26 protein-coding genes are annotated in these 22,563 nt (G+C 73.3%); 18 read left to right on the top strand and 8 right to left on the bottom strand.

Annotated features, from left to right (window positions below):
• Positions 1–3: 3 nt before the first annotated feature.
• Complete coding sequence (locus ACZ4M5_RS28020; RefSeq protein ID WP_467740706.1) at positions 4–615, top strand: flavodoxin family protein; 612 nt, start codon at positions 4–6, stop codon at positions 613–615.
• A gap of 175 nt (positions 616–790) precedes the next feature.
• On the opposite strand, the gene ACZ4M5_RS28015 is transcribed toward ACZ4M5_RS28020, so the two are convergent.
• Positions 791–1,084 (bottom strand): DUF3253 domain-containing protein, encoded by a 294-nt coding sequence (locus ACZ4M5_RS28015; protein ID WP_467740704.1) that lies wholly within the window; start codon positions 1,082–1,084, stop codon positions 791–793.
• Between the two features lie 238 nt (positions 1,085–1,322).
• Here ACZ4M5_RS28015 and ACZ4M5_RS28010 point away from each other — a divergent pair, with 238 nt between their 5' ends.
• From ACZ4M5_RS28010 to ACZ4M5_RS27980, 7 genes are all read left to right on the top strand, one after another.
• Positions 1,323–1,820, top strand: a complete 498-nt coding sequence (locus ACZ4M5_RS28010; protein ID WP_467740702.1) for a DUF5994 family protein — start codon at positions 1,323–1,325, stop codon at positions 1,818–1,820.
• Positions 1,821–2,025: 205 nt separating this feature from the next.
• Positions 2,026–2,532: a DUF5994 family protein gene (locus ACZ4M5_RS28005; protein WP_467740700.1), complete on the top strand. Its 507-nt coding sequence runs from the start codon at positions 2,026–2,028 to the stop codon at positions 2,530–2,532.
• Between the two features lie 150 nt (positions 2,533–2,682).
• Complete coding sequence (locus ACZ4M5_RS28000) at positions 2,683–3,198, top strand: DUF2243 domain-containing protein (protein WP_467740946.1); 516 nt, start codon at positions 2,683–2,685, stop codon at positions 3,196–3,198.
• Positions 3,199–3,244: 46 nt separating this feature from the next.
• Entirely contained in the window at positions 3,245–3,493 is a 249-nt protein-coding gene (locus ACZ4M5_RS27995; protein WP_467740698.1) for a hypothetical protein, read from the top strand.
• Between the two features lie 360 nt (positions 3,494–3,853).
• The gene (locus tag ACZ4M5_RS27990; protein WP_467740696.1) at positions 3,854–4,915 is read left to right on the top strand and encodes a peptidoglycan recognition protein family protein; all 1,062 of its coding nucleotides are present in this window, start codon (positions 3,854–3,856) and stop codon (positions 4,913–4,915) included.
• A 117-nt stretch (positions 4,916–5,032) separates the two neighbouring features.
• Positions 5,033–5,263, top strand: a complete 231-nt coding sequence (locus ACZ4M5_RS27985; RefSeq protein WP_398109795.1) for a hypervirulence associated TUDOR domain-containing protein — start codon at positions 5,033–5,035, stop codon at positions 5,261–5,263.
• Between the two features lie 6 nt (positions 5,264–5,269).
• The gene (locus ACZ4M5_RS27980; RefSeq protein ID WP_467740694.1) at positions 5,270–5,605 is read left to right on the top strand and encodes a DUF3140 domain-containing protein; all 336 of its coding nucleotides are present in this window, start codon (positions 5,270–5,272) and stop codon (positions 5,603–5,605) included.
• Positions 5,606–5,631: 26 nt separating this feature from the next.
• On the opposite strand, the gene ACZ4M5_RS27975 is transcribed toward ACZ4M5_RS27980, so the two are convergent.
• The 5 genes from ACZ4M5_RS27975 to ACZ4M5_RS27955 form a co-directional block, all read right to left on the bottom strand.
• Complete coding sequence (locus ACZ4M5_RS27975) at positions 5,632–5,796, bottom strand: hypothetical protein (RefSeq protein WP_467740692.1); 165 nt, start codon at positions 5,794–5,796, stop codon at positions 5,632–5,634.
• A 58-nt stretch (positions 5,797–5,854) separates the two neighbouring features.
• A complete protein-coding gene (locus ACZ4M5_RS27970; protein WP_467740691.1) occupies positions 5,855–6,028 on the bottom strand; it encodes a hypothetical protein in 174 nt (57 codons plus the stop codon).
• A 224-nt stretch (positions 6,029–6,252) separates the two neighbouring features.
• The gene (locus ACZ4M5_RS27965) at positions 6,253–6,480 is read right to left on the bottom strand and encodes a hypothetical protein (protein ID WP_467740689.1); all 228 of its coding nucleotides are present in this window, start codon (positions 6,478–6,480) and stop codon (positions 6,253–6,255) included.
• Positions 6,481–6,901: 421 nt separating this feature from the next.
• Positions 6,902–7,924, bottom strand: a complete 1,023-nt coding sequence (locus ACZ4M5_RS27960) for a hemolysin family protein (protein WP_467740687.1) — start codon at positions 7,922–7,924, stop codon at positions 6,902–6,904.
• Entirely contained in the window at positions 7,921–9,273 is a 1,353-nt protein-coding gene (locus tag ACZ4M5_RS27955; protein ID WP_467740685.1) for a hemolysin family protein, read from the bottom strand. The genes ACZ4M5_RS27960 and ACZ4M5_RS27955 overlap by 4 nt, the downstream gene beginning before the upstream one ends.
• A 323-nt stretch (positions 9,274–9,596) precedes the next feature.
• Between ACZ4M5_RS27955 and ACZ4M5_RS27950 the strand changes: the two genes are divergently transcribed.
• The 4 genes from ACZ4M5_RS27950 (at position 9,597) to ACZ4M5_RS27935 (ending at position 12,306) form a co-directional block, all read left to right on the top strand.
• Positions 9,597–9,992 (top strand): cell division protein SepF, encoded by a 396-nt coding sequence (locus ACZ4M5_RS27950; RefSeq protein ID WP_467740683.1) that lies wholly within the window; start codon positions 9,597–9,599, stop codon positions 9,990–9,992.
• Between the two features lie 96 nt (positions 9,993–10,088).
• Entirely contained in the window at positions 10,089–11,297 is a 1,209-nt protein-coding gene (locus ACZ4M5_RS27945; RefSeq protein ID WP_467740681.1) for an AAA family ATPase, read from the top strand.
• Positions 11,290–11,640, top strand: coding sequence for a nucleotide pyrophosphohydrolase (locus ACZ4M5_RS27940; RefSeq protein ID WP_467740679.1), 351 nt, complete (start codon positions 11,290–11,292; stop codon positions 11,638–11,640). Before ACZ4M5_RS27945 ends, ACZ4M5_RS27940 begins: the two co-directional genes overlap by 8 nt.
• A 195-nt stretch (positions 11,641–11,835) precedes the next feature.
• Positions 11,836–12,306 carry a DUF6099 family protein gene (locus tag ACZ4M5_RS27935; RefSeq protein WP_451878742.1) on the top strand — a complete coding sequence of 157 codons (471 nt, stop codon included), beginning with the start codon at positions 11,836–11,838 and terminating at the stop codon, positions 12,304–12,306.
• Positions 12,307–12,610: 304 nt separating this feature from the next.
• Here the strand turns inward: ACZ4M5_RS27935 and ACZ4M5_RS27930 are convergent, their stop codons facing one another.
• Positions 12,611–12,766: a hypothetical protein gene (locus tag ACZ4M5_RS27930; protein ID WP_467740677.1), complete on the bottom strand. Its 156-nt coding sequence runs from the start codon at positions 12,764–12,766 to the stop codon at positions 12,611–12,613.
• A 239-nt stretch (positions 12,767–13,005) separates the two neighbouring features.
• Here ACZ4M5_RS27930 and ACZ4M5_RS27925 point away from each other — a divergent pair, with 239 nt between their 5' ends.
• The 6 genes from ACZ4M5_RS27925 (at position 13,006) to ACZ4M5_RS27900 (ending at position 22,120) form a co-directional block, all read left to right on the top strand.
• The gene (locus tag ACZ4M5_RS27925; protein ID WP_467740675.1) at positions 13,006–13,929 is read left to right on the top strand and encodes an LLM class F420-dependent oxidoreductase; all 924 of its coding nucleotides are present in this window, start codon (positions 13,006–13,008) and stop codon (positions 13,927–13,929) included.
• 168 nt (positions 13,930–14,097) lie between these two features.
• On the top strand, positions 14,098–15,561 hold the full coding sequence (locus tag ACZ4M5_RS27920) for a 3' terminal RNA ribose 2'-O-methyltransferase Hen1 (protein WP_467740673.1): 1,464 nt from the start codon (positions 14,098–14,100) through the stop codon (positions 15,559–15,561).
• A complete protein-coding gene (locus ACZ4M5_RS27915) occupies positions 15,558–18,098 on the top strand; it encodes a polynucleotide kinase-phosphatase (protein WP_467740671.1) in 2,541 nt (846 codons plus the stop codon). The genes ACZ4M5_RS27920 and ACZ4M5_RS27915 overlap by 4 nt, the downstream gene beginning before the upstream one ends.
• Positions 18,099–18,244: 146 nt before the next feature.
• Positions 18,245–19,468, top strand: a complete 1,224-nt coding sequence (locus ACZ4M5_RS27910; RefSeq protein ID WP_467740669.1) for an arginine deiminase — start codon at positions 18,245–18,247, stop codon at positions 19,466–19,468.
• 110 nt (positions 19,469–19,578) lie between these two features.
• The gene (gene argF / locus ACZ4M5_RS27905) at positions 19,579–20,586 is read left to right on the top strand and encodes an ornithine carbamoyltransferase (protein ID WP_467740667.1); all 1,008 of its coding nucleotides are present in this window, start codon (positions 19,579–19,581) and stop codon (positions 20,584–20,586) included.
• A 103-nt stretch (positions 20,587–20,689) separates the two neighbouring features.
• Positions 20,690–22,120: an amino acid permease gene (locus tag ACZ4M5_RS27900; RefSeq protein ID WP_467740665.1), complete on the top strand. Its 1,431-nt coding sequence runs from the start codon at positions 20,690–20,692 to the stop codon at positions 22,118–22,120.
• Here the strand turns inward: ACZ4M5_RS27900 and ACZ4M5_RS27895 are convergent.
• The gene (locus tag ACZ4M5_RS27895) at positions 22,077–22,544 is read right to left on the bottom strand and encodes an ATP-binding protein (protein ID WP_398109778.1); all 468 of its coding nucleotides are present in this window, start codon (positions 22,542–22,544) and stop codon (positions 22,077–22,079) included. The two genes, ACZ4M5_RS27900 and ACZ4M5_RS27895, sit on opposite strands and share 44 nt — an antisense overlap.
• Between the last annotated feature and the right edge of the window lie 19 nt (positions 22,545–22,563).

Raw genomic sequence — 22,563 nt, 5'->3', positions numbered from 1 at the left:
CTCATGAAGGCACTGGTGATCAACTGCACGCTCAAGAAGTCCCCCGAGCCGTCCAACACCGCCGCGCTGGCCGAGGTCGTCGGCGACTGGCTGGCGGAGAACGCCGGCGTCGAGGTCGAGTACGTCCGGGCCGTGGACCTCGACATCCATCCCGGCGTGGTCAGCGAAGCCGTGGACGCCGGCGACGACTGGCCCGCGGTGCACGCCAAACTCCTGCAGGCGCAGATCCTCGTCATCGCGTCCCCGACCTGGCTCGGCCGGCCGTCCTCGGTCGCCCAGCGGGTCCTGGAGCGCATGGACGCCATGCTGTCCGAGACGGACGACGAGGAGCGCCCTGTCGCCTACAACCGCGTCGCGGGAGTCGTCGTCACCGGCAACGAGGACGGGGCGCACCACGTGATCAGCGAGATCAACGGCGCCCTGTGCGACATCGGCTACACCGTTCCCGGCCAGTCGTGGACGTACTGGCACCTGGGCCCGGGGCCGGGCCCGGACTACCTCGACGACGGACGTGGTCACGACTGGGCCCACAAGACCGGCCGTGCGATGGCCGCCAACCTCTACGGCACCGCGCGTGCGCTGGCCGCGAGCCCGCTGGGCGCTCCGCCCGAGTGACCGTGCCCCGGCCTGCTCCGGCCTGCTCCGGCCTGCTCCGGCCTGCTCCGGCCTGCCCGGCCAGCCCCCGGCCTGCCCGGCCCGGCCGGTGCTGGGCAGACCGGGGGCAGGCGCACACCGTCCGGCCCGGCCGAAGACGCCGCCGCGCCGGCGCGGTCCGGCCCGAGGGGCGAGGTCAACCGGGTCCGGGGTGCCGGGGGACCGCGCGACGGATGCGGACGGGACCGCGGGCCTCGTTCTCCGTGACGGGCCGTCCGGCCCGGGTCACCTCGACCTCGCCGGCCGCCACCAGACGCCAGGCCGCCCGGCGGGCCGGATCCATCAGCGCCCGCCAGCCGTCGTCGTCACCCTCGTAGACGGCGCGCGCTGCGTCGGACGGGCAGATGGAGGCGGTGGGCGCACGCCGCTCCAGCAGGTCCACGATGGCCTGCTCCAGCCGCCGGTCGAGCTCCCGGTCCGTCTCCGCCACGCGATCCAGTGTGGCACCGGTCACCTCCGGCGTGCTCTGGCCGCCCTCCGACCGCCCTCGGCGGCACCGGCGTCACCGTCAGCGGGACAGCGTGGTCCCGCGTCCCCGGCCGGCCACTCGTCGCCGGTCGGCCGTACGGCCGCACCGGGCCTTCGGGTGGCTGCTGCGGCCGCGGGCGGCGGAGTACCGTGGAACGAGGTGGCCGATCGGCCCCTGTCCCCGTGAGGCAGGCCGCTCCATGTCCGACTCCGAATCCCCGCAGGTGACCAGCCCCTTGCCGGACGCGATCCACCGGGGCGTGCGGCCCGGGTCGGCCCTCGTCGTACGGCTGGAGACGACGCACGACCGGCAGGGCGTGCTCGACGGGGCGTGGTGGCCGCGCTCCCGGGACATCGCCGCCGAACTCCCCGGCCTGGTCGGTGCGCTGACCGAGTACCTGGGACCCGTCACCCGCGTCGGACTGGACGCCGGCGCCTGGGAGGGCCTGCCGACCCGGATGACCATCGACGACCGGGTCGTCCACATCGACTCCTCCCCGATCGGCGACGACACCGTTCTCATCACCCGCGGCGGGCAGGACCTCTTCTCGCTCCTCGTGATCCCGCCGCACGCGACGCCCGACGCCGCGCGGGCCGCCATGGCCGAGGCCGTCCGCGCCGGGAGCGCGACGCAGGCCCATCAGATCCTGCTCGACACCGGCACGGGACGAGCGGGGCACGGGCCGAAGGGCGCGTAGCGCCGACGGCGCCGGGCCGGGAACCGGCACGACGGGCACCCCGGGGGAGGCCGAACTCCCGGTGCGCGCACGGCCCGAGAGGCGGCCGGCAGGAGTAGGCTGGAGCAGTCGAGGATCTACCGCACACCGGCTTCCAGGCCGGTGTCGTTTTCGGCGATCGAATACGCCGGGCCGGTTCGCGTCGGCTCGGGGTGAGGCTCGCGTCATGACCGCGACCGTTGTCCAGCCGCCGACCTCAAAGACCGACGAGGATCCGTCCTCGCCCCGCCTGGCACTCGTACCCGCGGGCTCGGCGCCGCCGCTCCTGGACGGCGCCTGGTGGCCCCGCTCCCGTGATCTGACGGCCGAACTCCCGGCCCTGGCCGCGGTGCTGGATCCGTTGTGGGGGCGCGTCACCCGCGTCACGGTGAACCCCACCCACTGGCCCGTCGTCCCGCGCAAGGTGCCCTTGCCCGGCCGCGTGATGAACGTCGGCTGGTTCCTGGCCGAGCAGGACGCGCACGAGCTGCTGCTGCTCTCCTACCGCGTGGGCCGGTGGAACCTCCTGGTGATCCCCCCGGAGACGCCCCCCGACGCCGCCGCGTGGCTGATGGCCGCCGCGAGCGATCCGGGCGGCACGTCCTCCGGTAGCCGGTTGATGGAGGAGGCTCTGGGCGGGCGTACGCCGTCCTCGGCCGGCGGCGGGCCGCGCGGGGCGGACGTGACCGCCTGACCCGTGGCCCGGGCTCGGCCGCCTCCGGTCCCGGGCCGGGCGGAGGCGGCGTGGCCGTGGGTGCAGGGGTGCGCTCCGGTGGGTACTCGGTGCGGGCTGCCGCGGCGAGTGCGGCAGGTGGTGCCCACGCACGGACGGAGGCGGATGTCCATGACGCGAGCGGGCCGGCCGGGCACCCCTGCGGTCGCCCGGCCCGAGCCACGGCGGACGGCGGCCGTCTGTGCGCTGATCGGAGCCGCCGTGATGGCGGCGGTCGACGAGATCGTCTTCCACCAGATCCTCGGCTGGCACCACTTCTACGACCGGTCCACCACCAGCGTGGGCCTGCTGTCGGACGGTCTGCTGCACAGTGCCGAACTGCTGGGCCTGGTGGCCGGATTCTTTCTCTTCGCCGACCTTCGCCGCCGGCGGTCGCTCGACCGGGCCCACGCCTGGGCGGGCTTCTTCCTGGGACTGGGCGCCTTCCAGCTGTTCGACGGGATCGTCGACCACAAGCTGCTGCGCCTGCACCAGATCCGCTACGGCGTCGACGTCACCCCGTACGACTGGGCCTGGAACATCGCCGCGCTGGTGCTGCTTCTCGTCGGTGCCGGGCTCGCCGTCCGTGCGGCCCGGGGGCGGGCCGGCGCCGGGCGGCGGCCGGGTCCGGGCGAGGGGACGGCATGACCGGACGCCTCACCCACGAGTCACCACCACGGAGGATGCTGCTGTCATGATCACCCCCGAGCACGTCAAGGACCTGCTGGAGTCCGAAGCCGACGACCCCGTTCTGGTCGTGGTGTCGGGTGCCGCCGAGGTCGTCCCGGAGTCGGCCCTGCGAACGGACGACTACCGGGGAGCCCTGGAGATCGCCTCCCGCGAGGACCTCCTCACCGGGCTGGACGGCGAGGTCCCCTCGCGCCACGCACTGGAGGAGATCGCCGCCCGCCTGGACGCCTCCGTGACCCGCCTCGGCGCCTGACCCACCGGGGCACGTTCGAACAGCCTCTGGGGGGTGGCGGCTCCTGCCGCCACCCCCCAGAGGCTGTCGCGCGCAGGCGCCGCGGCGGTCGGCAGCGTCGTATTCGCGCCGAATTCGCCGTTGCGGTCCGGTGAAGGTGAGCAGGGGGGTGAGCCGCGGGAATAACCGCATCCCGGGCGCCTGCACGGGACCGCGCCGCGCGGGGCCCCGCGAGAAGGGGCCCGGCCCGTTCAACGCTTCCCCCCAACCGCACGTACGTACAGGAAAGTTCACCACCGCGTCCCCCAGCCGACGCGCTCCCCAGGTGTGTTCGCACCGTCTTCAGACCGGTACCCCCACGCCGGAACGGAGGACCCGCTCATGGCCACCCCGCTCACCGCCACCCGGCTCGTCGCCGCACTGAAGGCCGAGGGCTGCGCCGTCCACGAGGTGGCCGGATGGCGCACCAACAACCGCAACCACGTGGGCCCTTGGGGGCCCGTGCACGGGATGATGATCCATCACACCGTCACCGGCCCGGGCACGGACGTCGTCGGCCTGATCTACCGCGGCCACAGCGCCCTGCCCGGCCCGCTCGCCACCGGCTGCATCACCAAGGACGGCGTGGTCCACCTGACCGGCAACGGCCGGGCCAACCACGCCGGGGGCGGCGACCGCGACGTGCTGAACGCCGTCATCGGCGAGTCGTACGGCACCTACCCGCCCGCCACGCACGAGCACGACGGATCCGCCGGCTCGGTCGACGGCAACGCCCGCTTCTACGGCTGGGAGTGCGAGAACAAGGGGGACGGCAAGGACCCCTGGCCGCCCGCCCAGTACCTCGCGATGGTCAAGGCCACCGCGGCGGTCTGCCGCGCGCACGGCTGGGGCCGCAAGAGCACGATCGGCCATCTGGAGTGGAGCGACTGGAAGGTCGACCCGCGCGGGTTCGACATGGCCGACTTCCGGCGCGACGTCGCCGACGCCCTGGCCCTGCCCGCGGGCCGCTGGAAAGGAGAGGACCCCATGCCCGAGTACGTCAACCTCGGAGTGACCCAGCCGTACCCGCTGCGGCCCGGTGCCTGGGACTCGGTGGAGTTCACCACCGAGTGGGCCGACGAGTCCGGTGACCACGCCTCCGGCGGCAGCGTCTTCGTGCGCGGGCCCGCCCGCTTCACCGGCACCGTCAGCCTGCACCTGGAGGGCCTGCCGGCGGGCGCGGTCGTCCAGGCGCGCATGTCGGAGTACCAGGGCGACGAGCTGCGGTCCGACCACCCGATCCACGAGATCACCGGGACCGCCGGCGGCACCTTCGCCGTCGTGCCCCTGACGAAGCGGCTGGCCTCGGGGCGCGGCATGCGCATCCGGCTGCTGAACCAGGCCGAGGTCCCGGTCACCGTCGCGAGCGCGGTGCTGACGGCACTCGTGTGGGAGGAGCCGTAGGGAGGAGCCGTGAGCGGTTCGCGTGCGCGGGTACCCGGTTGACGCCCGCCGGGCTGCGGTGTGCAGGCCGCACCCGCAGGCTGGAGGGACGGCACGTCACCCCGAGGGAGCACCGGCATGGCGAAGAACCGCAGCGAAGGCGACCGGCCGAAGAAGGGTGACAAGGTCACCTGGAGCAGCCACGGCAGCACCGCCGAGGGCGAGGTCGAGCGGAAGATCACCGAACGGACGGAGGCGGCGGGCCGGACGGTCGACGCTTCGCCCGACGACCCCCAGTACGAGGTGCGCAGCGACAAGTCCGGCCGGACCGCCGTGCACAAGCCGTCCGCGCTCAAGAAGAAGAAGTGAGGCGGCGTGGACGACGGGCAGCGCGAGGAGACCTGGAAAGAGTTCCGTGAGCTGGTGAACATGACACCGGCCGAACTGGAGAAGTGGCTGGAGTCCGGCGATTCGCAGGACGCGGGTCAGCACAAGGACGGCGGCGAGTCCACCGGGCACGCCTCCGGCCGCCGGATCGTGGAGATCCTGCGGGCCGCGAAGGGCGACCTCACGGACGACGACTACCAGCACATGCGCAAGGTGGTCGGGTACGTCCGCCGCCACCTTGCCCAGCGCCCCTCCGGTGACGTGCGGGACACGAAGTGGCGGTACTCGCTGATGAACTGGGGCCACGACCCGCTCAGCGGGTGACGGCCCGGTCCAGCAGCGTCTGCGGGTCAGCCCGCGCTGGGCGTCCATGCCGGCGTGCGCGTGACCACGTCCGTGGCGAAGTCGCGGCGCAGCGCCGGCCGGCACTCCTCGTGGCCGGCGCCGGCGGCGGCGCCGTGGTCGTGCTCGCAGGCCGGCTCGATCCAGCGGCGCGGACCGCCGGTGCCGCGCACCCGCGCGATCGCACCGCACGGCGGCACGTCTGACGGGCAGCGCCGTGCTCGGCGGGGCTCAGTGCTCGGCGGGTTCCTCGTCGGCGGGCACGGGGTGCCCGGCCAGCGCCTGGCTCATGCGGTGCTGGGTCTCCTCGGAGACCGCGCGGGCCTCCTCGACGACGTCGCCGCGTTCGCGTATGAGGCTTTCGTAGATCGGCAGTTCTTCGGTCCGGGTCGTCTGGGTCGTCACCGCGTTTTCCTATCGCTGTATCGGGCGGGGTCTGAAGGGACCGGGTAAGTCTGCGACACGCCCTTCCTGGGCGTTACCCACCCCCGTCCCGTGCAGATTTCCGTCACGGGTTTCGCACAATCCCCACATGTGTGACCCGGTGCTGCAGGGGTACGGGCGCGGCTCGTCGTGCGGGTACGCGAAAGGGCCCCGGGACAGTTCCCGGGGCCCTTTCGCGGTCTGGTCTAGAGCGAGGTGGTGTGCACGCCCGTGTGCGCGCCCGCCGCGGCGCCCTGCGGCGACAGCGCGGCCTGCAGGTCGGCGCAGGCCCCGGCGGTCAGCGGCTCGACCAGGCCGGCGGACAGACCGCCCACGAGGCTCGCGGAGGCGCCCAGGCCGGCGTTGCCGCCGGAGACGTTCTCCAGATCGGCGTCGGAGAGCTCGACGCTGTGGGCCGGGTCGGTGAGGTGCATGGGAATTCCCTTCGCGTGAATGTCATCGCGTGAATGTCATCGCGTCAATGTCGCAGGATCAAAACACCGCCGAAGCGGAACGGCCAGTGGGTGACGGGCAGTTCGGGGTGTCGATCGCCGACGGTTTCCACCGCTGTGACCGCGGGGTCACAGGAAAACCCCACTCATTCACGAAGCCCGGCGGCCCGCCGCGCCCGAAAGGGTTGCGTCCGGAATCAGGAAGCGGGCCATTCGGTGCCGAATTCCCGTGCCGCCTGTGCCGGGCGACGGCGGCCCGGGTGGGCCGCCGTTCCTGGACGGGCGGTGTGCAGATCCGCGGGAGATTCGCGCGCCGAGCCGCGCCGGGCCGGCCGCCGTACGGGCCCGGCCCCCCCCGAGCGGGGCGACCGGGCGCCCGTCCGCGGAACGACCCGCCGCGGCGTCACGCCGCCGCGGCCGGCTGCATCAGGCGGGCCAGGAGGTCGTCCAGGGTCACCAGGCCGGTCAGCCGGCCCGCGTCGTCCCGGACCACCGCCAGGGAGGCCCGGCGGCGGCGCAGCACCTCGATGGCCTCGGCGACCGTCGTGGCCTCGGTCAGTTCCGGAACCGGCCGGGCCAGTTCCCGCGCGGACGTGGAGCGGCCCCGGGCCCGGGCGACCAGGGCGTCCCGGGCGTGCACCGACCCCAGGACCGCACCCCCCTCCCGCACCAGCAGCCGCGTCCGGTCGTGCGCGGTGGCCAGCCGCAGCAGCGCCTCGACGTCCGCGCCGCCCTCGACCCAGGTGATGCCGGCGGCCGGGACGCTCAGCGCCGCCACCGGTGTCTCCGGCTCGGTCAGGGAGCGGGTCAGCAGCTCCGAGTCGGTCGTGCTGATCAGGCCCAGCCGCTCGGACTCCTCCACGAGGTGCGCAAGCTGCTCCCGGTCGTGCACCGGGGCCAGCTCGTCGCGCGGGGCGACCCGGCACAGCCGTACCAGGCCGTTGCTCACCCGGTTCAGCAGCCGGATCAGCGGGCGCACGGCCCGCACCACCGCACGGAACGGCGGGGAGAGCAGCATCGCCGAACGCTCGGGGTGGGCGATCGCCCAGGACTTGGGCGCCATCTCGCCGACCACCATGTGCAGGAACACCACGACGACCATGGCGACGGCGAAGGCCACGCCGTAGCTGACCGCGCTGGGCAGGCCCAGGGCGTGCAGCAGCGGGTCGAGCTCGTGGGAGATCGCCGGCTTGGACACCGAGCCCAGGCCGAGCGTGCACACGGTGATGCCCAGCTGGGCACCGGCCAGCATCAGCGACAGCTCGCGCATCCCGGCCAGGGCCGCCCCGGCACCGCGCCGGCCCTCGGCCGCCGCCTTCTCCATGCGGTGCCGCTTGGCGGCGACCAGTGCGAACTCGGCCGCCACGAAGAAGCCGCTGCCGATCAGCAGCAGCACGGTCACGAAGACCGCCATCGGGAAACTCACGCCATCTCCTCGGCTTCCGCGGCTTCCTCCGCCGCCACCAGCGGACCGATCCGCACCCGGTCGGCCACGTGCCGGTCCAGCGTGCGCACCTCGATCAGCGCGCGCCCGCCACCGGGCAGTTCGGCCGTGACCCGGTCGCCCACGGTCGGGAAGCGGCCGAGGCGGTCCACGACCAGTCCGGCCACGGTGTCGTAGTCGTCGTCCTCCGGCAGCCCGACACCGGTGGCCTCGGCCACCTCGTCGAGCCGGCGGCCGGCGTCCACCAGCCAGCCGTCGCCGTCGGCGACGGCGACCGCCGTGACCGTGTCCGACTCGTCGGCGATGTCGCCGACCAGCTCCTCGGCGATGTCCTCGTAGGTGACGATGCCGGCCACGCCGCCGTGCTCGTCCAGGACGACGGCGAACTCGTCGTCGTACTCCCGCATCCGCGCGACCGCGTCGGGCAGGGCCAGGGTGTCGGGCAGCAGCAGCGGCCGCCGGGCCAGCTCGCCCGCCGTCGCGCCGTCGACGCGGGAGGCGGGCAGCGCCATCAGCTCGCGCACGCCCAGCACCCCGGAGACGTCGTCCGGGTGGTCGCCGAGGACCGGGTAGTTGGAGTGGCCGTGCCGGGCGATCAGGCCGATGGCCTCACCGGCGCCGGCGTCCCTGCGCACGAAGACGGCGTCGGCGCGCGGCACCATCACCTCGTCCAGGGTGCGCTCGGAGAACTCCAGCGCGTGGTCCAGCAGCGCGGCCGTGTCCTTGGGCAGCGCGCCCTGCTCGTGCGACTCGCCGATCAGGTGGCCCAGCTCCTCCAGCGTGGCGCCGTGGTGCAGCTCCTCCACCGGCTCGATGCCCACCCTGCGCAGCAGCTTGTTCGCCGCGGAGTCGAAGACGTGGACCAGAGGGCCGACCACCTTGAGGTAGCCCAGCGTCGAAGGCGCCAGCGCCTTGGCCAGCCGTTCGGGCACGGCGATCGCGAGGTTCTTCGGGGCCAGCTCGCCCAGCACCATCTGCACGACGGTGGCCAGCACGAAGGCGAGCACCACGGAGACGCCGCCGACGGCGGCGTCGGGCAGGCCGAGGCCGGACAGGGCGGGCCGGAGCAGGGCGGACACCGACGGCTCGGCGATGAAGCCGACGACGAGTCCGGTGACGGTGATGCCGAGCTGCGCGCCCGACAGCATGAACGACAGCCGTTCCAGCACCTTCAGGGCGCGGGCGGCCCTGCGGTCACCGGCTTCGGCCTCACGGGCCAGGGTGAGCCGGTCGGCGGAGACGTAGGCGAACTCCTGGGCCACGAAGTAGCCGGTGCCGGCGGTCAGCACGAACACGGCGAGCAGGCCCAGCAGGGCGTCGGCGGCACTCATCGAACACCACCCCGCCGTGTGCCGCGATCAGTGATGCCGTGGCGGGATGGTCGGGGACTGTGCCCCGGAGGGTCCGTCGGTCTGGCGGACAAGAACGTGCTCCTTAAGTGCGGTCTGTCTCCGGGCCAACGTCTGCCGCCGCCCCGGTGTTCCCGGATTCTACGGCCGTGTAGATGACAGCGCCCGGGTGAGGCGGCGGGGGGTGCTCCGGAAAAGCCGTTGCGCGCCGCATTGACATCGCGGAGCGTGTCGCATTGGGCCGAACGGGTGACGGTGCGCAACAATTGGCCGATGCAGACAGCGAGTGCGAGCCAGGACGGAGCATGCCGGTGAACAGCCACGATGTCACCGACGAACAGTGGGAGGGGCTCGCTCAGGTCGTGCCGCTGCGAGGCAGGGACGCCTGGCCCTCCTCCGTCGGCCACCGCTCGGTACCCGAGGCCATGACGGAGGCCCGGCGCCGTTTCGTCGTACTGCGGGTGAACGTCTTCGCCGACGCCCGCGACGTCGCCGAGACGCTGATGGCGGGCGTGCCGGTGCTGCTCGACCTGACCGGCGCCGAGACGGACGTCGCCAAGCGGGTGCTGGACTTCAGTACCGGGGTGGTCTTCGGCCTGGCGAGCGGGATGCACCGGGTCGACCGCAACGTGTTCCTGCTGACGCCCGCCGGGACCGAGGTGACGGGGCTGATGGAGGGCATCGGCGTCCCCGAGGCGTGAGCCCCGGCGGCTCCCGCCCCTCACGGGTCGCCCGTTCGTAGGAACCGGCCGGAGGCGGAACGGTTCGGCCCGTTCCCGCGGTCCTACCGTCCGGGCATGACCCACCCCCCGCTTCCCGACCGCCCCCGCGTCACCGAGCTGCGCCTGGCCGCCTTCGCCGCCCACTGCCGCGCCGCGTTCCCGCTCGGGCCGCTCACCCTCCTCGCCGGCCGCAGCGGAACGGGCAAGACGAGCGCGTTACGGGCGTACGAGGCGCTCGCCCGGCTCGGGGGCGGTGCCGAACTGGGCGAGGTGTTCCCGGACGCCACCGCCTGCGTCCCGGAAGGGGCCCGGCCGGACGCCCAGCACCGGCGCGGCTTCCGCATCGGCTGCACGGCCGACGGCCCGGCCGGCCCCGTCCGGCTCGACGTCGCCGTGCAGGCCGAGCCGGACCTGCGCATCGTGGGCGAACGGCTGTCGGCGGACGGAACGGTGCTGCTGGAGACGGCCCTGCGCGACCCGCGCAAACGCACCGTGCAGGCCGCCTGGCACACGGCGGGACCGGCCCCGGTGACCCGCGGTCCGCTGCCCGACGACCGGCTCGGCACGGCGTTGCTCCCGCTGCGCGTGGCGGGCCGGACCCCGGGGCAGCGGCGGGTGCTCGCCGCCGCCGAGCAGATGGTCGTCGCCCTGCGCTCCGCCTACTCCTGCGACCCCGAGCCCGCCCGCATGCGCGGCCGGGTCCCGGCCGGTTCCGGCAGGCTCCTCGGCGACTGCGCCAACCTCGCCGACGTCCTGTGGCGCACCCGGACCGAGTGCGGCCGCCGGCACGCGCTGTTCGTGGCGGCGGTACGGGCCGGCTGCGCCGGGCCGGTGGAGGACGTGCGGGCCGAGCGGTCGGCTCCCGTCCACGCCGGGCACGGCACCGGCACACGCACCGCCGTGCCCCGGGCGGCTCCCTCCACCCGCCCGGACGGCCTCGCCTCGGTCCGCGCCCTGCTGGACCGCGGCGCCGGCGTGCGCACGGACCTCGCCCGGCTCGGGCACGGTGAGCTCCGCTACCTCGCGCTCGCGCTGGTCCTGCTCACCGGCCCCGGAGTCCTGGAGGTCGACCCGGCCGGCGAGGTGCCGGCGGCGTTGCAGACGCTCACCGTCCTGGCCGACGGTTTCGACCGGGGTCTGGACCCGCGGCAGCGGCGCGCACTGCTGGAGCTGGCGGTGCGGATGTGCGAGCGGGGGCACATCCGGCTCGTCGGGGCGGTCAGCGACGCCTCGTGGGCCGCGGGGACCGAGGGAGTGACGGTGGTAGACCTGAACCGTGACTGATCCGTCTCCCGCACCGCACGACGAACGCCCGGACCTGGCGGCGCTCCAGCGCCGGCTGGCCGAATTCGCCGCAGCGCGCAACTGGCAGCCGTACCACACGCCGAAGAACCTGGTCTCCGCCCTCAGCGTCGAGGCGTCCGAACTGGTCGAGATCTTCCAGTGGTCGACCCCCGAGGAGTCGGCCCGGGTCATGGACGACCCGGACACCGCGCACCGCGTGAGGGACGAGGTCGCCGACGTGCTCGCGTACCTGCTGCAGCTGTGCGAGGTGCTCGGCGTCGACCCGCTGGCCGCGCTGTCCGCGAAGATCGACCGCAACGAACGGAGGTTCCCGGTCGAGTGACGCCCGGGTGAACGACAGGAGCCGCACAGTCCGTTTGTACTCTGTGTAGTCGAACCACGGTCCGAATCCGAATTGTTGTCCGTTAATTTCCGTCTTCCTCTGGCTTTTCGTCTCAACGCACCTCACTCTGGGTAGTGAACAAGGGAGTTCGGGCAGCGGACGCGCGCGGCGCGTCGGGACAGACGGGGGCAGCGCATGGAAGCGGTGCGGCTCATCGTGACGAGCAAACGGTCCCTGGCCGCGGGCGGCGAGGTCCGGGAGATCCTGGCCGAGGTATGGCAGGCGCAGGCCCTCGCGCAGGCGATCGGCAGTCGCCTCGCGGTCGCCGGGCCACCCGAACTGCGCGGCGAGGCCCTCGGGTTGACGGAGCTGGCCGGCCGCGGCTGCGGTGTTCTGGACGCTCCCGAGCTGGCCCCCGGCGAGCTGCGGGCGGGCCAGCTCACGGAGTTGGGCGACGCCCGCCACACGCTGATGTACCTGGGCGGGCTCCTCGGTGAGGTCGGCATCGCGCTGGTCGCCCTGGCCTGCGCCGCGGACGACGAGGGCACGTACTGGCAGTGCATGGAGGCCATCGACGCGGCCGACGAGTCCCGCGACCGCGTCCTGGAGATGCTCCGCAGACTCGCCGACCGCGAACAGGCCCTCCCGGAGAGGGAGGCGGGCTAGCCCTCGATCAGCCCTCCCGGTGGGAGAGGGACGGGACGGATCACGTCGTCGGCGAGGACGGAGACCCCCGTGCGGAGCGCTCCCACAGGCCCGGGCGGCACGAGCCCGGGGCGCGGCCTGAGGGCCGCCGAGACCCGGCGCGACCGCGACCGTGGCCCGGCGCCGCGGAGCCCGGGGTCCAGGCGCGGTGCGGTCGCGCGCGCCGCCGGGCGCCGGTGGAGGCCCTGCTCGCGGCGCACCCCGGGCAGACCTCGTGACCGACTGCGGGCACGCCCCGGCCCGCGGCGTGCCCGGGGTCGAGTGCCTACGCCGGCCGGCTGTCCTCCGCCGTCGTGCGGTCCGCCCCACCCGCGGACTGGAGGTCCGCGTCCAGCGCCGACAGGTCCGCGTCCAGCGCCGCCATCAGCTCCTCCATCTGCTGCAACAACCCCTTCGGCTGCGGCACGGTCTCCTCGGACATGACGGCCTCCTCGGCCCCTGGCCCCCCGCCGGAGGCCGACACGGTGACGCCCCGGGCGCTCACCGGCCGGTGCGGAAGCCGGGTCCTCCGGCTCCGCCCGAGCCAACGATCTTCGTGGGGGCCGGTCACTGGCCGGACCGGGCGTGGACCGCGGTATGGACGTCATTTCACCCGACCGGGGACCGCCCGGGTGAGGGTCCGGCCGCGAGATCGCCCACCCCGGCGTGCAGGATGGAGGTATGGACCTGCGCATCTTCACCGAGCCCCAGCAGGGGGCCACCTACGACACGTTGCTCGCCGTCGCCAAGGCCACCGAGGACCTGGGCTTCGACGCCTTCTTCCGTTCCGACCACTACCTGCGCATGGGCAACGTCGACGGCCTGCCCGGCCCCACCGACGCCTGGATCACCCTGGCCGGACTCGCCCGCGAGACCAAGCGCATCCGTCTCGGCACCCTGATGACGGCCGGCACCTTCCGGCTGCCCGGCGTGCTGGCGATCCAGGTGGCCCAGGTCGACCAGATGTCCGGCGGCCGCATCGAACTCGGCCTCGGCGCGGGCTGGTTCGAGGAGGAGCACAAGGCGTACGGCATCCCGTTCCCCAAGGAGAAGTTCGCCCGTCTCGAGGAGCAGCTGGCGATCGTCACGGGCCTGTGGGCGACGGAGGCCGGCAAGACCTTCGACTTCCACGGCACCTACTACGACCTCACGGAGTCCCCCGCGCTGCCCAAGCCCGCGCAGCGCAAGATCCCCGTGCTCGTGGGCGGCCACGGCCCGACCCGCACCCCGCGGCTCGCCGCGCGGTACGCCGACGAGTTCAACATGCCCTTCGCCTCCGTCGAGGACAGCGAGCGCCAGTTCGCCCGGGTCCGTGCCGCCGCCGAGGAGGCGGGCCGCGGCGGTGACGCCCTGACCTACTCCAACGCTCTGGTCGTCTGCGTCGGGCGGGACGACCAGGAGGTCGCCCGGCGGGCCGCGGCGATCGGCCGCGAGGTCGACGAACTGAAGCTCAACGGCCTGGCGGGCTCCCCGGCCGAGGTCGTCGACAAGATCGGCCGCTATGCCGAGGCCGGATCGAGCCGCATCTACCTCCAGGTCCTCGACCTGCACGACCTGGACCACCTGGAGCTGATCTCCGCGCAGGTGCAGTCGCAGCTGTCCTGACCGGCGCGACCGGCCAGGGCCCGCCGGCCGCCCGGATAAACGAAGGCGCTGGTGGGCACGGGTGTGCGAAGCTGTGGGCGTCGTCCTGCCGAGCCCCCGGGATCACCTCCTGGGGGCTTTCGCGCGCACGGCACCCCCGACGTCCACCCAGCCGGAGAGGCCCTCCGCATGTTCCTGACGATCAGCACCACCGGTACGCCCGAACGCCCCGCGACCGATCTCGGCTACCTGCTGCACAAGCATCCCGACAAGGCGCAGACGTTCTCCACCTCCCACGGCACCGCCCACGTCCTCTACCCGGAGGCGGACGACCGGCGCTGCACGGCGGCGCTGCTGCTGGAGGTCGACACGGTGGCCCTCGTCAGGAAGGGCAAGGGCAAGGGCCGCGGCGGCGCCCCGGACGCGGCCCTCGCGCAGTACGTCAACGACCGCCCCTACGCGGCCTCCTCGCTGCTCGCCGTCGCGTTGAGCAGCGTCTTCTCCAGCGCCATGAAGGGCGTCTGCACCGCCCGCCCGGAACTGCCCGGGCAGGTGCGGCCGCTGCGCGTGGAGGTGCCCGCACTGCCCGCCCGCGGCGGCCCGGGTCTCGTGGCCGAGTTGTTCGAGCCGCTGGGCTGGCGGGTCACGGCCGAACCGGTGCCGCTGGACGGCGAGTTCCCCGAATGGGGCGACTCGCGGTACGTGCGCCTGGTCCTGGAGTCCGACGCGCTCACCCTCGCCGAGGCCCTGCGCCACCTGTACGTGCTGCTGCCGGTCCTCGACGACGCCAAGCACTACTGGGTCGCCCCCGACGAGGTCGACAAACTGCTGCGCGCCGGCGAGGGCTGGCTGCCCGGCCACCCGCAGCAGAGGCTCATCACCAGCCGCTACCTGACGCGCCGCTGGTCGCTGACCCGCGCCGCCGCCGAGCGCCTGGAGCTGGTGCGGCTCGCCGAGGCCGACGACAGCGAGGTCGAGGCCATCGACAACGCGGTCGCGGCGGAGACCGAGACGGAGGAGAAGCCGACCCCGCTGGCGGTGCAGCGCCGGGAGGCGATCGTCACCGCGCTGCGGCGGTCCGGGGCCGTCCGGGTGCTCGACCTCGGCTGCGGTCAGGGCCAGTTGGTGCAGGCCCTCCTCAAGGACCCGGCGTTCACCGAGATCGTCGGCGTCGACGTGTCGATGCGCGCGCTCACCATCGCCTCCCGCCGGCTGAAGCTGGACCGCATGGGCGAGCGCCAGGCGTCCCGCGTCACGCTCTTCCAGGGTTCCCTCGCCTACACCGACGTCCGGCTCAAGGGCTACGACGCCGCCGTGCTCAGCGAGGTGATCGAGCACCTGGACCTGCCCCGGCTGCCCGCCCTGGAGTACGCCGTGTTCGGCTCGGCCCGGCCGCGCACGGTCCTGGTGACGACCCCCAACGTCGAGTACAACGTCCGCTGGGAGAGCCTCCCGGCCGGTCATGTCCGGCACGGCGACCACCGCTTCGAGTGGACCCGCGCCGAGTTCCGCGCCTGGGCGGACGCGGTGGCCGCACGGCACGGCTACGGCGTCGAGTTCGTCCCCGTCGGCCCGGACGACCCCGAGGTCGGGCCGCCCACCCAGATGGCCGTGTTCACGATGACCAGCCCGAAGGAGGCGAAGGCGGCATGACCGACGAGACACAGGGGCGCGTGCTGCCCGTCACCGACCTGTCCCTGGTGGTGCTGATCGGGGCCTCCGGCTCCGGCAAGTCCACCTTCGCCCGCAGGCACTTCAAGCCCACCGAGGTGATCTCCTCCGACTTCTGCCGCGGTCTCGTCTCCGACGACGAGAACGACCAGAGCGCCACCAAGGACGCCTTCGACGTCCTGCACTACGTCGCCGGCAAGCGCCTGGCCGCCGGCCGCCGCACGGTCGTGGACGCGACCAGCGTGCAGTCCGACGCCCGCCGCCAGTTGATCGACCTGGCCAAGCGGTACGACGTGCTGCCCGTCGCCATCGTCCTCGACGTGCCCGAGGAGGTGTGCGCCGAGCGCAACGCGGCGCGCACCGACCGCGCCGACATGCCCCGCCGGGTCATCCAGCGCCACACCCGCGAACTGCGCCGCTCCCTGCGCCACCTGGAGCGCGAGGGCTTCCGCAAGGTGCACGTGCTGCGCGGTGTCGAGGAGGTCGAGCAGGCCACCGTCGTCACCGAGAAGCGCTTCAACGACCTGACCCACCTCACCGGCCCCTTCGACATCATCGGCGACGTCCACGGCTGCTCCGCCGAACTGGAGGCCCTGCTGGGCAAGCTGGGCTACGTCGACGGGGTGCACCCCGAGGGCCGCACGGCCGTCTTCGTCGGCGACCTGGTCGACCGCGGCCCCGACAGCCCGGGCGTACTGCGCCGCGTGATGGCGATGGTGAAGTCCGGCAACGCCCTGTGCGTGCCCGGCAACCACGAGAACAAGTACGGCCGTTACCTGCGTGGCCGCAACGTCCAGCACACCCACGGGCTCGCGGAGACCATCGAGCAGATGGCGGGCGAGAGCGAGGAGTTCGTCGCCGAGGTGCGCCGCTTCCTCGACGGCCTCGTCAGCCACTACGTCCTCGACGGCGGCCGGCTGGTGGTCTGCCACGCCGGCCTGCCCGAGAAGTACCACGGCCGCACCTCCGGCCGGGTCCGCAGCCACGCCCTGTACGGCGACACCACCGGCGAGACCGACGAGTTCGGCCTGCCGGTGCGCTACCCGTGGGCGGAGGACTACCGGGGCCGGGCGGCCGTCGTCTACGGGCACACCCCCGTCCCCGAGGCCACCTGGCTCAACAACACGATCTGCCTGGACACCGGCGCCGTCTTCGGCGGCAAGCTCACCGCGCTGCGCTGGCCGGAGCGCGAACTGGCCGAGGTACCCGCCGAGCGGGTCTGGTACGAGCCGGCGAAGCCGCTGCGCACCGAGGCGCCCGGCGGCCAGGACGGCCGGCCGCTGGACCTGGCCGACGTGCGGGGCCGCCGGGTCGTGGAGACCCGGCACCAGGGCCGCGTCGCGATCCGCGAGGAGAACGCGGCGGCCGCCCTGGAGGTCATGAGCCGTTTCGCGGTGGACCCGCGGCTGCTGCCGTACCTGCCGCCGACGATGGCCCCGACGGCCACCAGCCGCGTCGAGGGCTACCTGGAGCACCCGGCCGAGGCGTTCGCCCAGTACCGGGAGGACGGCGTCGCGCGCGTGGTGTGCGAGGAGAAGCACATGGGCTCCCGCGCGGTGGTCCTGGTGTGCCGCGACGCCGAGGCGGCCCGCCGGCGCTTCGGTGTGGAGGGCCCCACCGGGTCGCTCTACACCCGGACCGGCCGTCCTTTCCTCGACGACGAGACGCTCACCGAGCAGATCCTCGACCGGGTGCGCACCGCCGCCGGTGACGCGGGCCTGTGGGACGAGCTGGAGACGGACTGGCTGCTGCTGGACGCCGAGCTGATGCCCTGGTCGCTGAAGGCGTCCGGGCTGCTGCGCTCGCAGTACGCGGCCGTGGGCGCCGCGTCCGGCGCGGTGCTCCCGCGGGCGCTGGACGCGCTGCGGGGCGCGGCCGGCCGGGGCGTGGACGTCTCCGGTCTGCTGCAGCGCACCGGTGACCGGGCCGCCGACGCCGCCGCGTTCACCGCGGCCTACCGCCGCTACTGCTGGACCACCGACGGTCTGGACGGGGTCCGCCTGGCCCCGTTCCAGCTGCTCGCCGTCCGGGGCAGGAGCCTGGCCGCACTGCCGCACGACGAGCAGCTCGCCCTGCTCGACCGGCTCGTCGAGCACGACGCGAGCGGCCTGCTGCAGACCACCCGGCGGCTGTACGTCGACACCGCCGACCCCGCGTCGGTGCAGGCGGGTGTCGACTGGTGGCTGGAGATGACCGGCCGCGGCGGTGAGGGCATGGTCGTCAAGCCCGTGGGCGCGGTGGTCCGGGACGGCAAGGGCCGCCTGGTGCAGCCCGGCATCAAGTGCCGCGGCCGCGAGTACCTGCGGATCATCTACGGCCCGGAGTACACGCGCCCGGAGAACCTGGCCCGCCTGCGCTCGCGGTTCCTCAACCACAAGCGGTCCCTGGCGATCCGCGAGTACGCCCTGGGCCTGGAGGCCCTGGACCGTCTGGCCGGGGGCGAACCGCTGTGGCGGGTGCACGAGGCGGTGTTCGGGGTGCTGGCCCTGGAGTCGGAGCCGGTGGACCCGAGGCTGTGACGGCGGCCGGGCCGGGCACCGAGGCAGGTGCCCGGCCCGGCACCGCTGTGGCCGCCGTCCCCTTCTCGTTCCCCGGAAACGAACAACCGGGGACGGAAACGCGCGAGGAGCGCGTCAAGGCGGGCTTACGTGGTCAGGATGGAGGCATGGCATACCACGTCCACTCCGAGGCCGGGCGGCTGCGCCGCGTCATCCTGCACCGGCCCGATCTGGAGCTCAAAAGGCTCACCCCCAGCAACAAGACCTCGCTGCTCTTCGACGACGTGCTGTGGGTGCGCCGGGCCCGCGCCGAGCACGACGGTTTCGCCGACGTGCTGCGCGACCGCGGTGTCGACGTCCACCTCTTCGGCGACCTGCTGGCCGAGACGCTCGAGGTCCCGGCGGCCCGAACCCTGGTCCTGGACCGGGTGTTCGACGAGAAGGAGTACGGCCCGCTGGCCACCGACCACCTCAGATCCGCCTTCGAGGCCCTGCCCGGCAGGGAACTGGCCGAGGTGCTGGTCGGCGGCATGACCAAGCGGGAGTTCCTGGACGCGCACCCGGAGCCGACCTCCGTGCGCTTCCACGTCATGGAACTGGACGACTTCCTCATCGGCCCGCTGCCCAACCACCTGTTCACCCGTGACACCTCGGCCTGGATCTACGACGGCGTGTCCATCAACGCCATGCGCTGGCCGGCCCGGCAGCGCGAGACCGTGCACTTCGAGGCGATCTACCGGCACCACCCGCTGTTCCGCGACGAGTCCTTCCGCGTGTGGTCCGAGGGGCAGAGCGACTACCCGTCGACCATCGAGGGCGGGGACGTGCTCGTCATCGGGAACGGGGCCGTCCTCATCGGCATGAGCGAGCGCACCACCCCGCAGGCCGTCGAGATGCTCGCGCACAAGCTGTTCGCGGCCGGTTCCGCCGAGACGATCGTGGCGCTCGACATGCCCAAGCGGCGTGCGTTCATGCACCTCGACACCGTGATGACCATGGTCGACGGCGACACCTTCACCCAGTACGCGGGTCTCGGCATGCTCCGCTCCTACACCATCGAGCCGGGCGTGGGGGAGAAGGAGCTGAAGGTGACCGACCACCCGCCGGAGCACATGCACCGGGCGATCGCCGCCGCGCTGGGCCTGAACGAGATCCGGGTGCTCACCGCCACCCAGGACGTTCACGCGGCCGAGCGCGAGCAGTGGGACGACGGCTGCAACGTGCTGGCCGTCGAGCCCGGCGTCGTCGTCGCCTACGAACGCAACGCCACCACCAACACCCACCTGCGCAAGCAGGGCATCGAGGTGATAGAGATCCCGGGCAGCGAACTGGGGCGGGGCAGGGGCGGGCCGCGCTGCATGAGCTGCCCGGTGGAGCGCGATCCGGTGTAGGCGCGGTCCCGAGGCGCTCCGGGGCCGCTCACAGGGCGCGTCCGTATAGACATGCTGACTCTCGTATAGTATTCCAATCGTCCGTGTCCCCGCATCCCTGGAGCGCCCCCATGGCGACTGTCCCGACCGCCCTCGCCGGCCGCCACTTCCTCAAGGAGCTGGACTTCACGGGGGAGGAGTTCCGCGCCCTGGTCGAGCTGGCCGCGGAGCTGAAGGCCGCCAAGCGGGCCGGGGCGGAGACCCCGTACCTGCGGGGCCGGAACATCGCCCTGATCTTCGAGAAGACCTCCACGCGCACCCGGTGCGCGTTCGAGGTCGCGGCCGCCGACCAGGGCGCCTCGACCACCTACCTCGACCCCTCCGGCTCCCAGATCGGGCACAAGGAGTCGGTCAAGGACACCGCGCGGGTGCTGGGGCGGATGTACGACGCGATCGAGTACCGGGGCGACAGCCAGCAGAAGGTGGAGGAGCTGGCCGCGTACGCCGGAGTGCCCGTATACAACGGGCTCACCGACGACTGGCACCCCACCCAGATGCTCGCCGACGTGCTGACCATGACCGAGCACTGCGCCAAGCCGCTCACGGAGATCTCCTTCGCCTACCTGGGCGACGCCCGCTTCAACATGGGCAACTCCTACCTGGTCACCGGCGCCCTGCTCGGCATGGACGTCCGCCTGGTCGCGCCGAAGGCCTACTGGCCCGCCGAGGAGGTCGTCGAGCGGGCCCGGGCGCTCGCCGAGGACAGCGGGGCGCCCATCACGCTCACCGAGACGCCGGACGAGGGCGTCCGTGGTGCCGACTTCGTCGCCACGGACGTCTGGGTCTCCATGGGCGAGCCGAAGGAGGTCTGGGCCGAGCGCATCGCCGCCCTCGCCCCGTACGCGGTGACCATGGACGTGCTGCGCGCCACCGGCAACCCGGACGTGAAGTTCCTGCACTGCCTGCCCGCCTTCCACGACCTGGGCACCCAGGTCGGCCGGGACGTCCACGCCGCGCACGGCCTGGAGTACCTGGAGGTCTCCGACGAGGTCTTCGAGTCCGCCCACTCGGTCGTCTTCGACGAGGCGGAGAACCGGATGCACACCATCAAGGCGGTCATGGTGGCCACGCTGGCCTGAACAGGCCCTATGCTGACCGGCGGCCCGGAACCACCCCTCCTCCGCGGCCGCCCGCGCGACACACCCGTCGCACTCCGCACCACCAGAAACGAGCACCACCCGCATGCCCCGCTACAAGTCGCCCCATCTGCTGGTGGCCGAATCCGGCGCCGACCGCGAAGGCCACGGCCTCAAGCGCACGATGGGCCTCTTCCAGCTCGTCTGCTTCGGCGTCGGTGCCATCGTCGGCACCGGCATCTTCGTCGGTCTGTCCGACTCCGTCGCCCAGGCCGGTCCGGCCGTCGTCGTCTCGTTCGTCCTCGCGGCGATCACCTGCGTCTTCACCGCGTTCGCCTTCGCCGAGCTCGGCGGCGCGATCCCGGTGTCCGGCTCCTCGTACTCCTTCGCCTACGCCGGGCTCGGCGAGGGCACGGCCTTCCTCGTCGGCTGGTGCCTGCTGCTGGAGTACGGCGTGTCGGTGTCCGCGGTGGCGGTCGGCTGGAGCCAGTACGTCAACGAGCTGCTCGACAGCCTCGTCGGGCTGCACCTGCCCGACGCGCTGTCGGCCGGTCCGGCCGAGGGCGGGCTCGTGAACCTGCCGGCCGTCCTCGTCATCGCCATGGCCGCCGTGCTGCTGGTGCGCGGGGTGCGCGAGAGCGCCCGGGCCACGGCCGCGATGGCCGTGCTCAAGCTGGCCGTCCTCGTGGCCTTCGTCGCGATCGGCTTCACCGCCTTCGAGGACGGCAACCTCACGCCGTTCTCGCCGGAGGGCCTGGCCGGCATCGGCGCGGGCACCACCGCCGCCTTCTTCTCCTACATCGGCTTCGACGCGATCACCACGGCCGGCGAGGAGGCGAAGAACCCGCGCCGGGACATCCCGGTGGCGATCCTCGTCTGCATCGGCCTGGTCACGCTGCTGTACTGCGCGGTCGCCGTCGCCGCGATCGGCGCCATCGGGGGCGACGCGGTCGGCGGCCGTCCCGCCGCCCTCTCCTACGTGGTCAACCAGGTCACCGGGTCCACGGTCGGCGGCGGCGTGATCGCCTTCGGCGCGGTCGTCGCCATCGCCTCGGTGGTGCTCGCCGTGATGTACGGCCAGACCCGGATCCTGCTGTCCATGTCCCGCGACGGACTGGTCCCGCGGGTCTTCGAGAAGGTGTCGCCGCGCACCGCCACACCGGTCGCCGGCACGCTCATCGTGGCCGTCGTCTTCGCCGTGCCCGCCGCCTTCGCGCCGCTGGACGCCGTGGTGAACCTGTGCACCATCGGCACCCTCGCCGTCATGGCCGCGGTCAACCTCGCGGTCATCGCCCTGCGCCGCCGCGAACCCGGCCTCGACCGCACCTTCCGCGTGCCGCTGTACCCCGTCACCCCGCTGCTCGGCGTCGGCTTCTGCCTGTACCTGATGTACGAGACGGGCGTGACGACCTGGATCCAGTTCGCCGCGTTCCTGGCGGTCGGGGCGGCCCTGTACCTGCTCTACGGGCGCCGCAACTCCCGGCTGGCCCGTGTCACTGCGCCGGACGCCGAGGAGCGGGTACCGCAGGCAGTCTGAACCAGACCGCCTTGCCCGACTCGGTCGGCCGGTGCCCGCAGGAGGAGCTCAGGGCGCGGATCAGCAGCAGTCCGCGCCCGTGCTCCTGCCAGGGGTCGGGCGGTCCGCCGGCCGGGCGGGTGAGGTCGCCGGGCGGTGCCGGGTCGGTGTCGTGCACCTCGACCCGGCAGCCCGACGGCATCAGCTCCACGACCAGCTCTATCGGCTTCTCGCCGGTGGTGTGCTCCACGGCGTTCGCCACCAGCTCGGCCGTGAGCAGCTCCGCGGTGTCGCAGTCCGCCCCGTGCTCCAGCTCGGCCAGCGCCGTGCGGACCAGGGCGCGGGCCACGGGCACCGCGGCGGCGGTGTGCGGCAGCGCGACGCGCCAGGAGGCGGGGGCTGAGGGGAGTTCGTACAAGGCGGGTCCGTTCATGGAGCAGGACATCCTGCTTTCAACCTTATGA

The organism is Streptomyces sp. NPDC026246 (genome assembly GCF_055567995.1).
The sequence above is the reverse complement of the archived record's forward strand: the minus strand, read 5'-3'. Positions and strand labels throughout refer to the sequence as shown.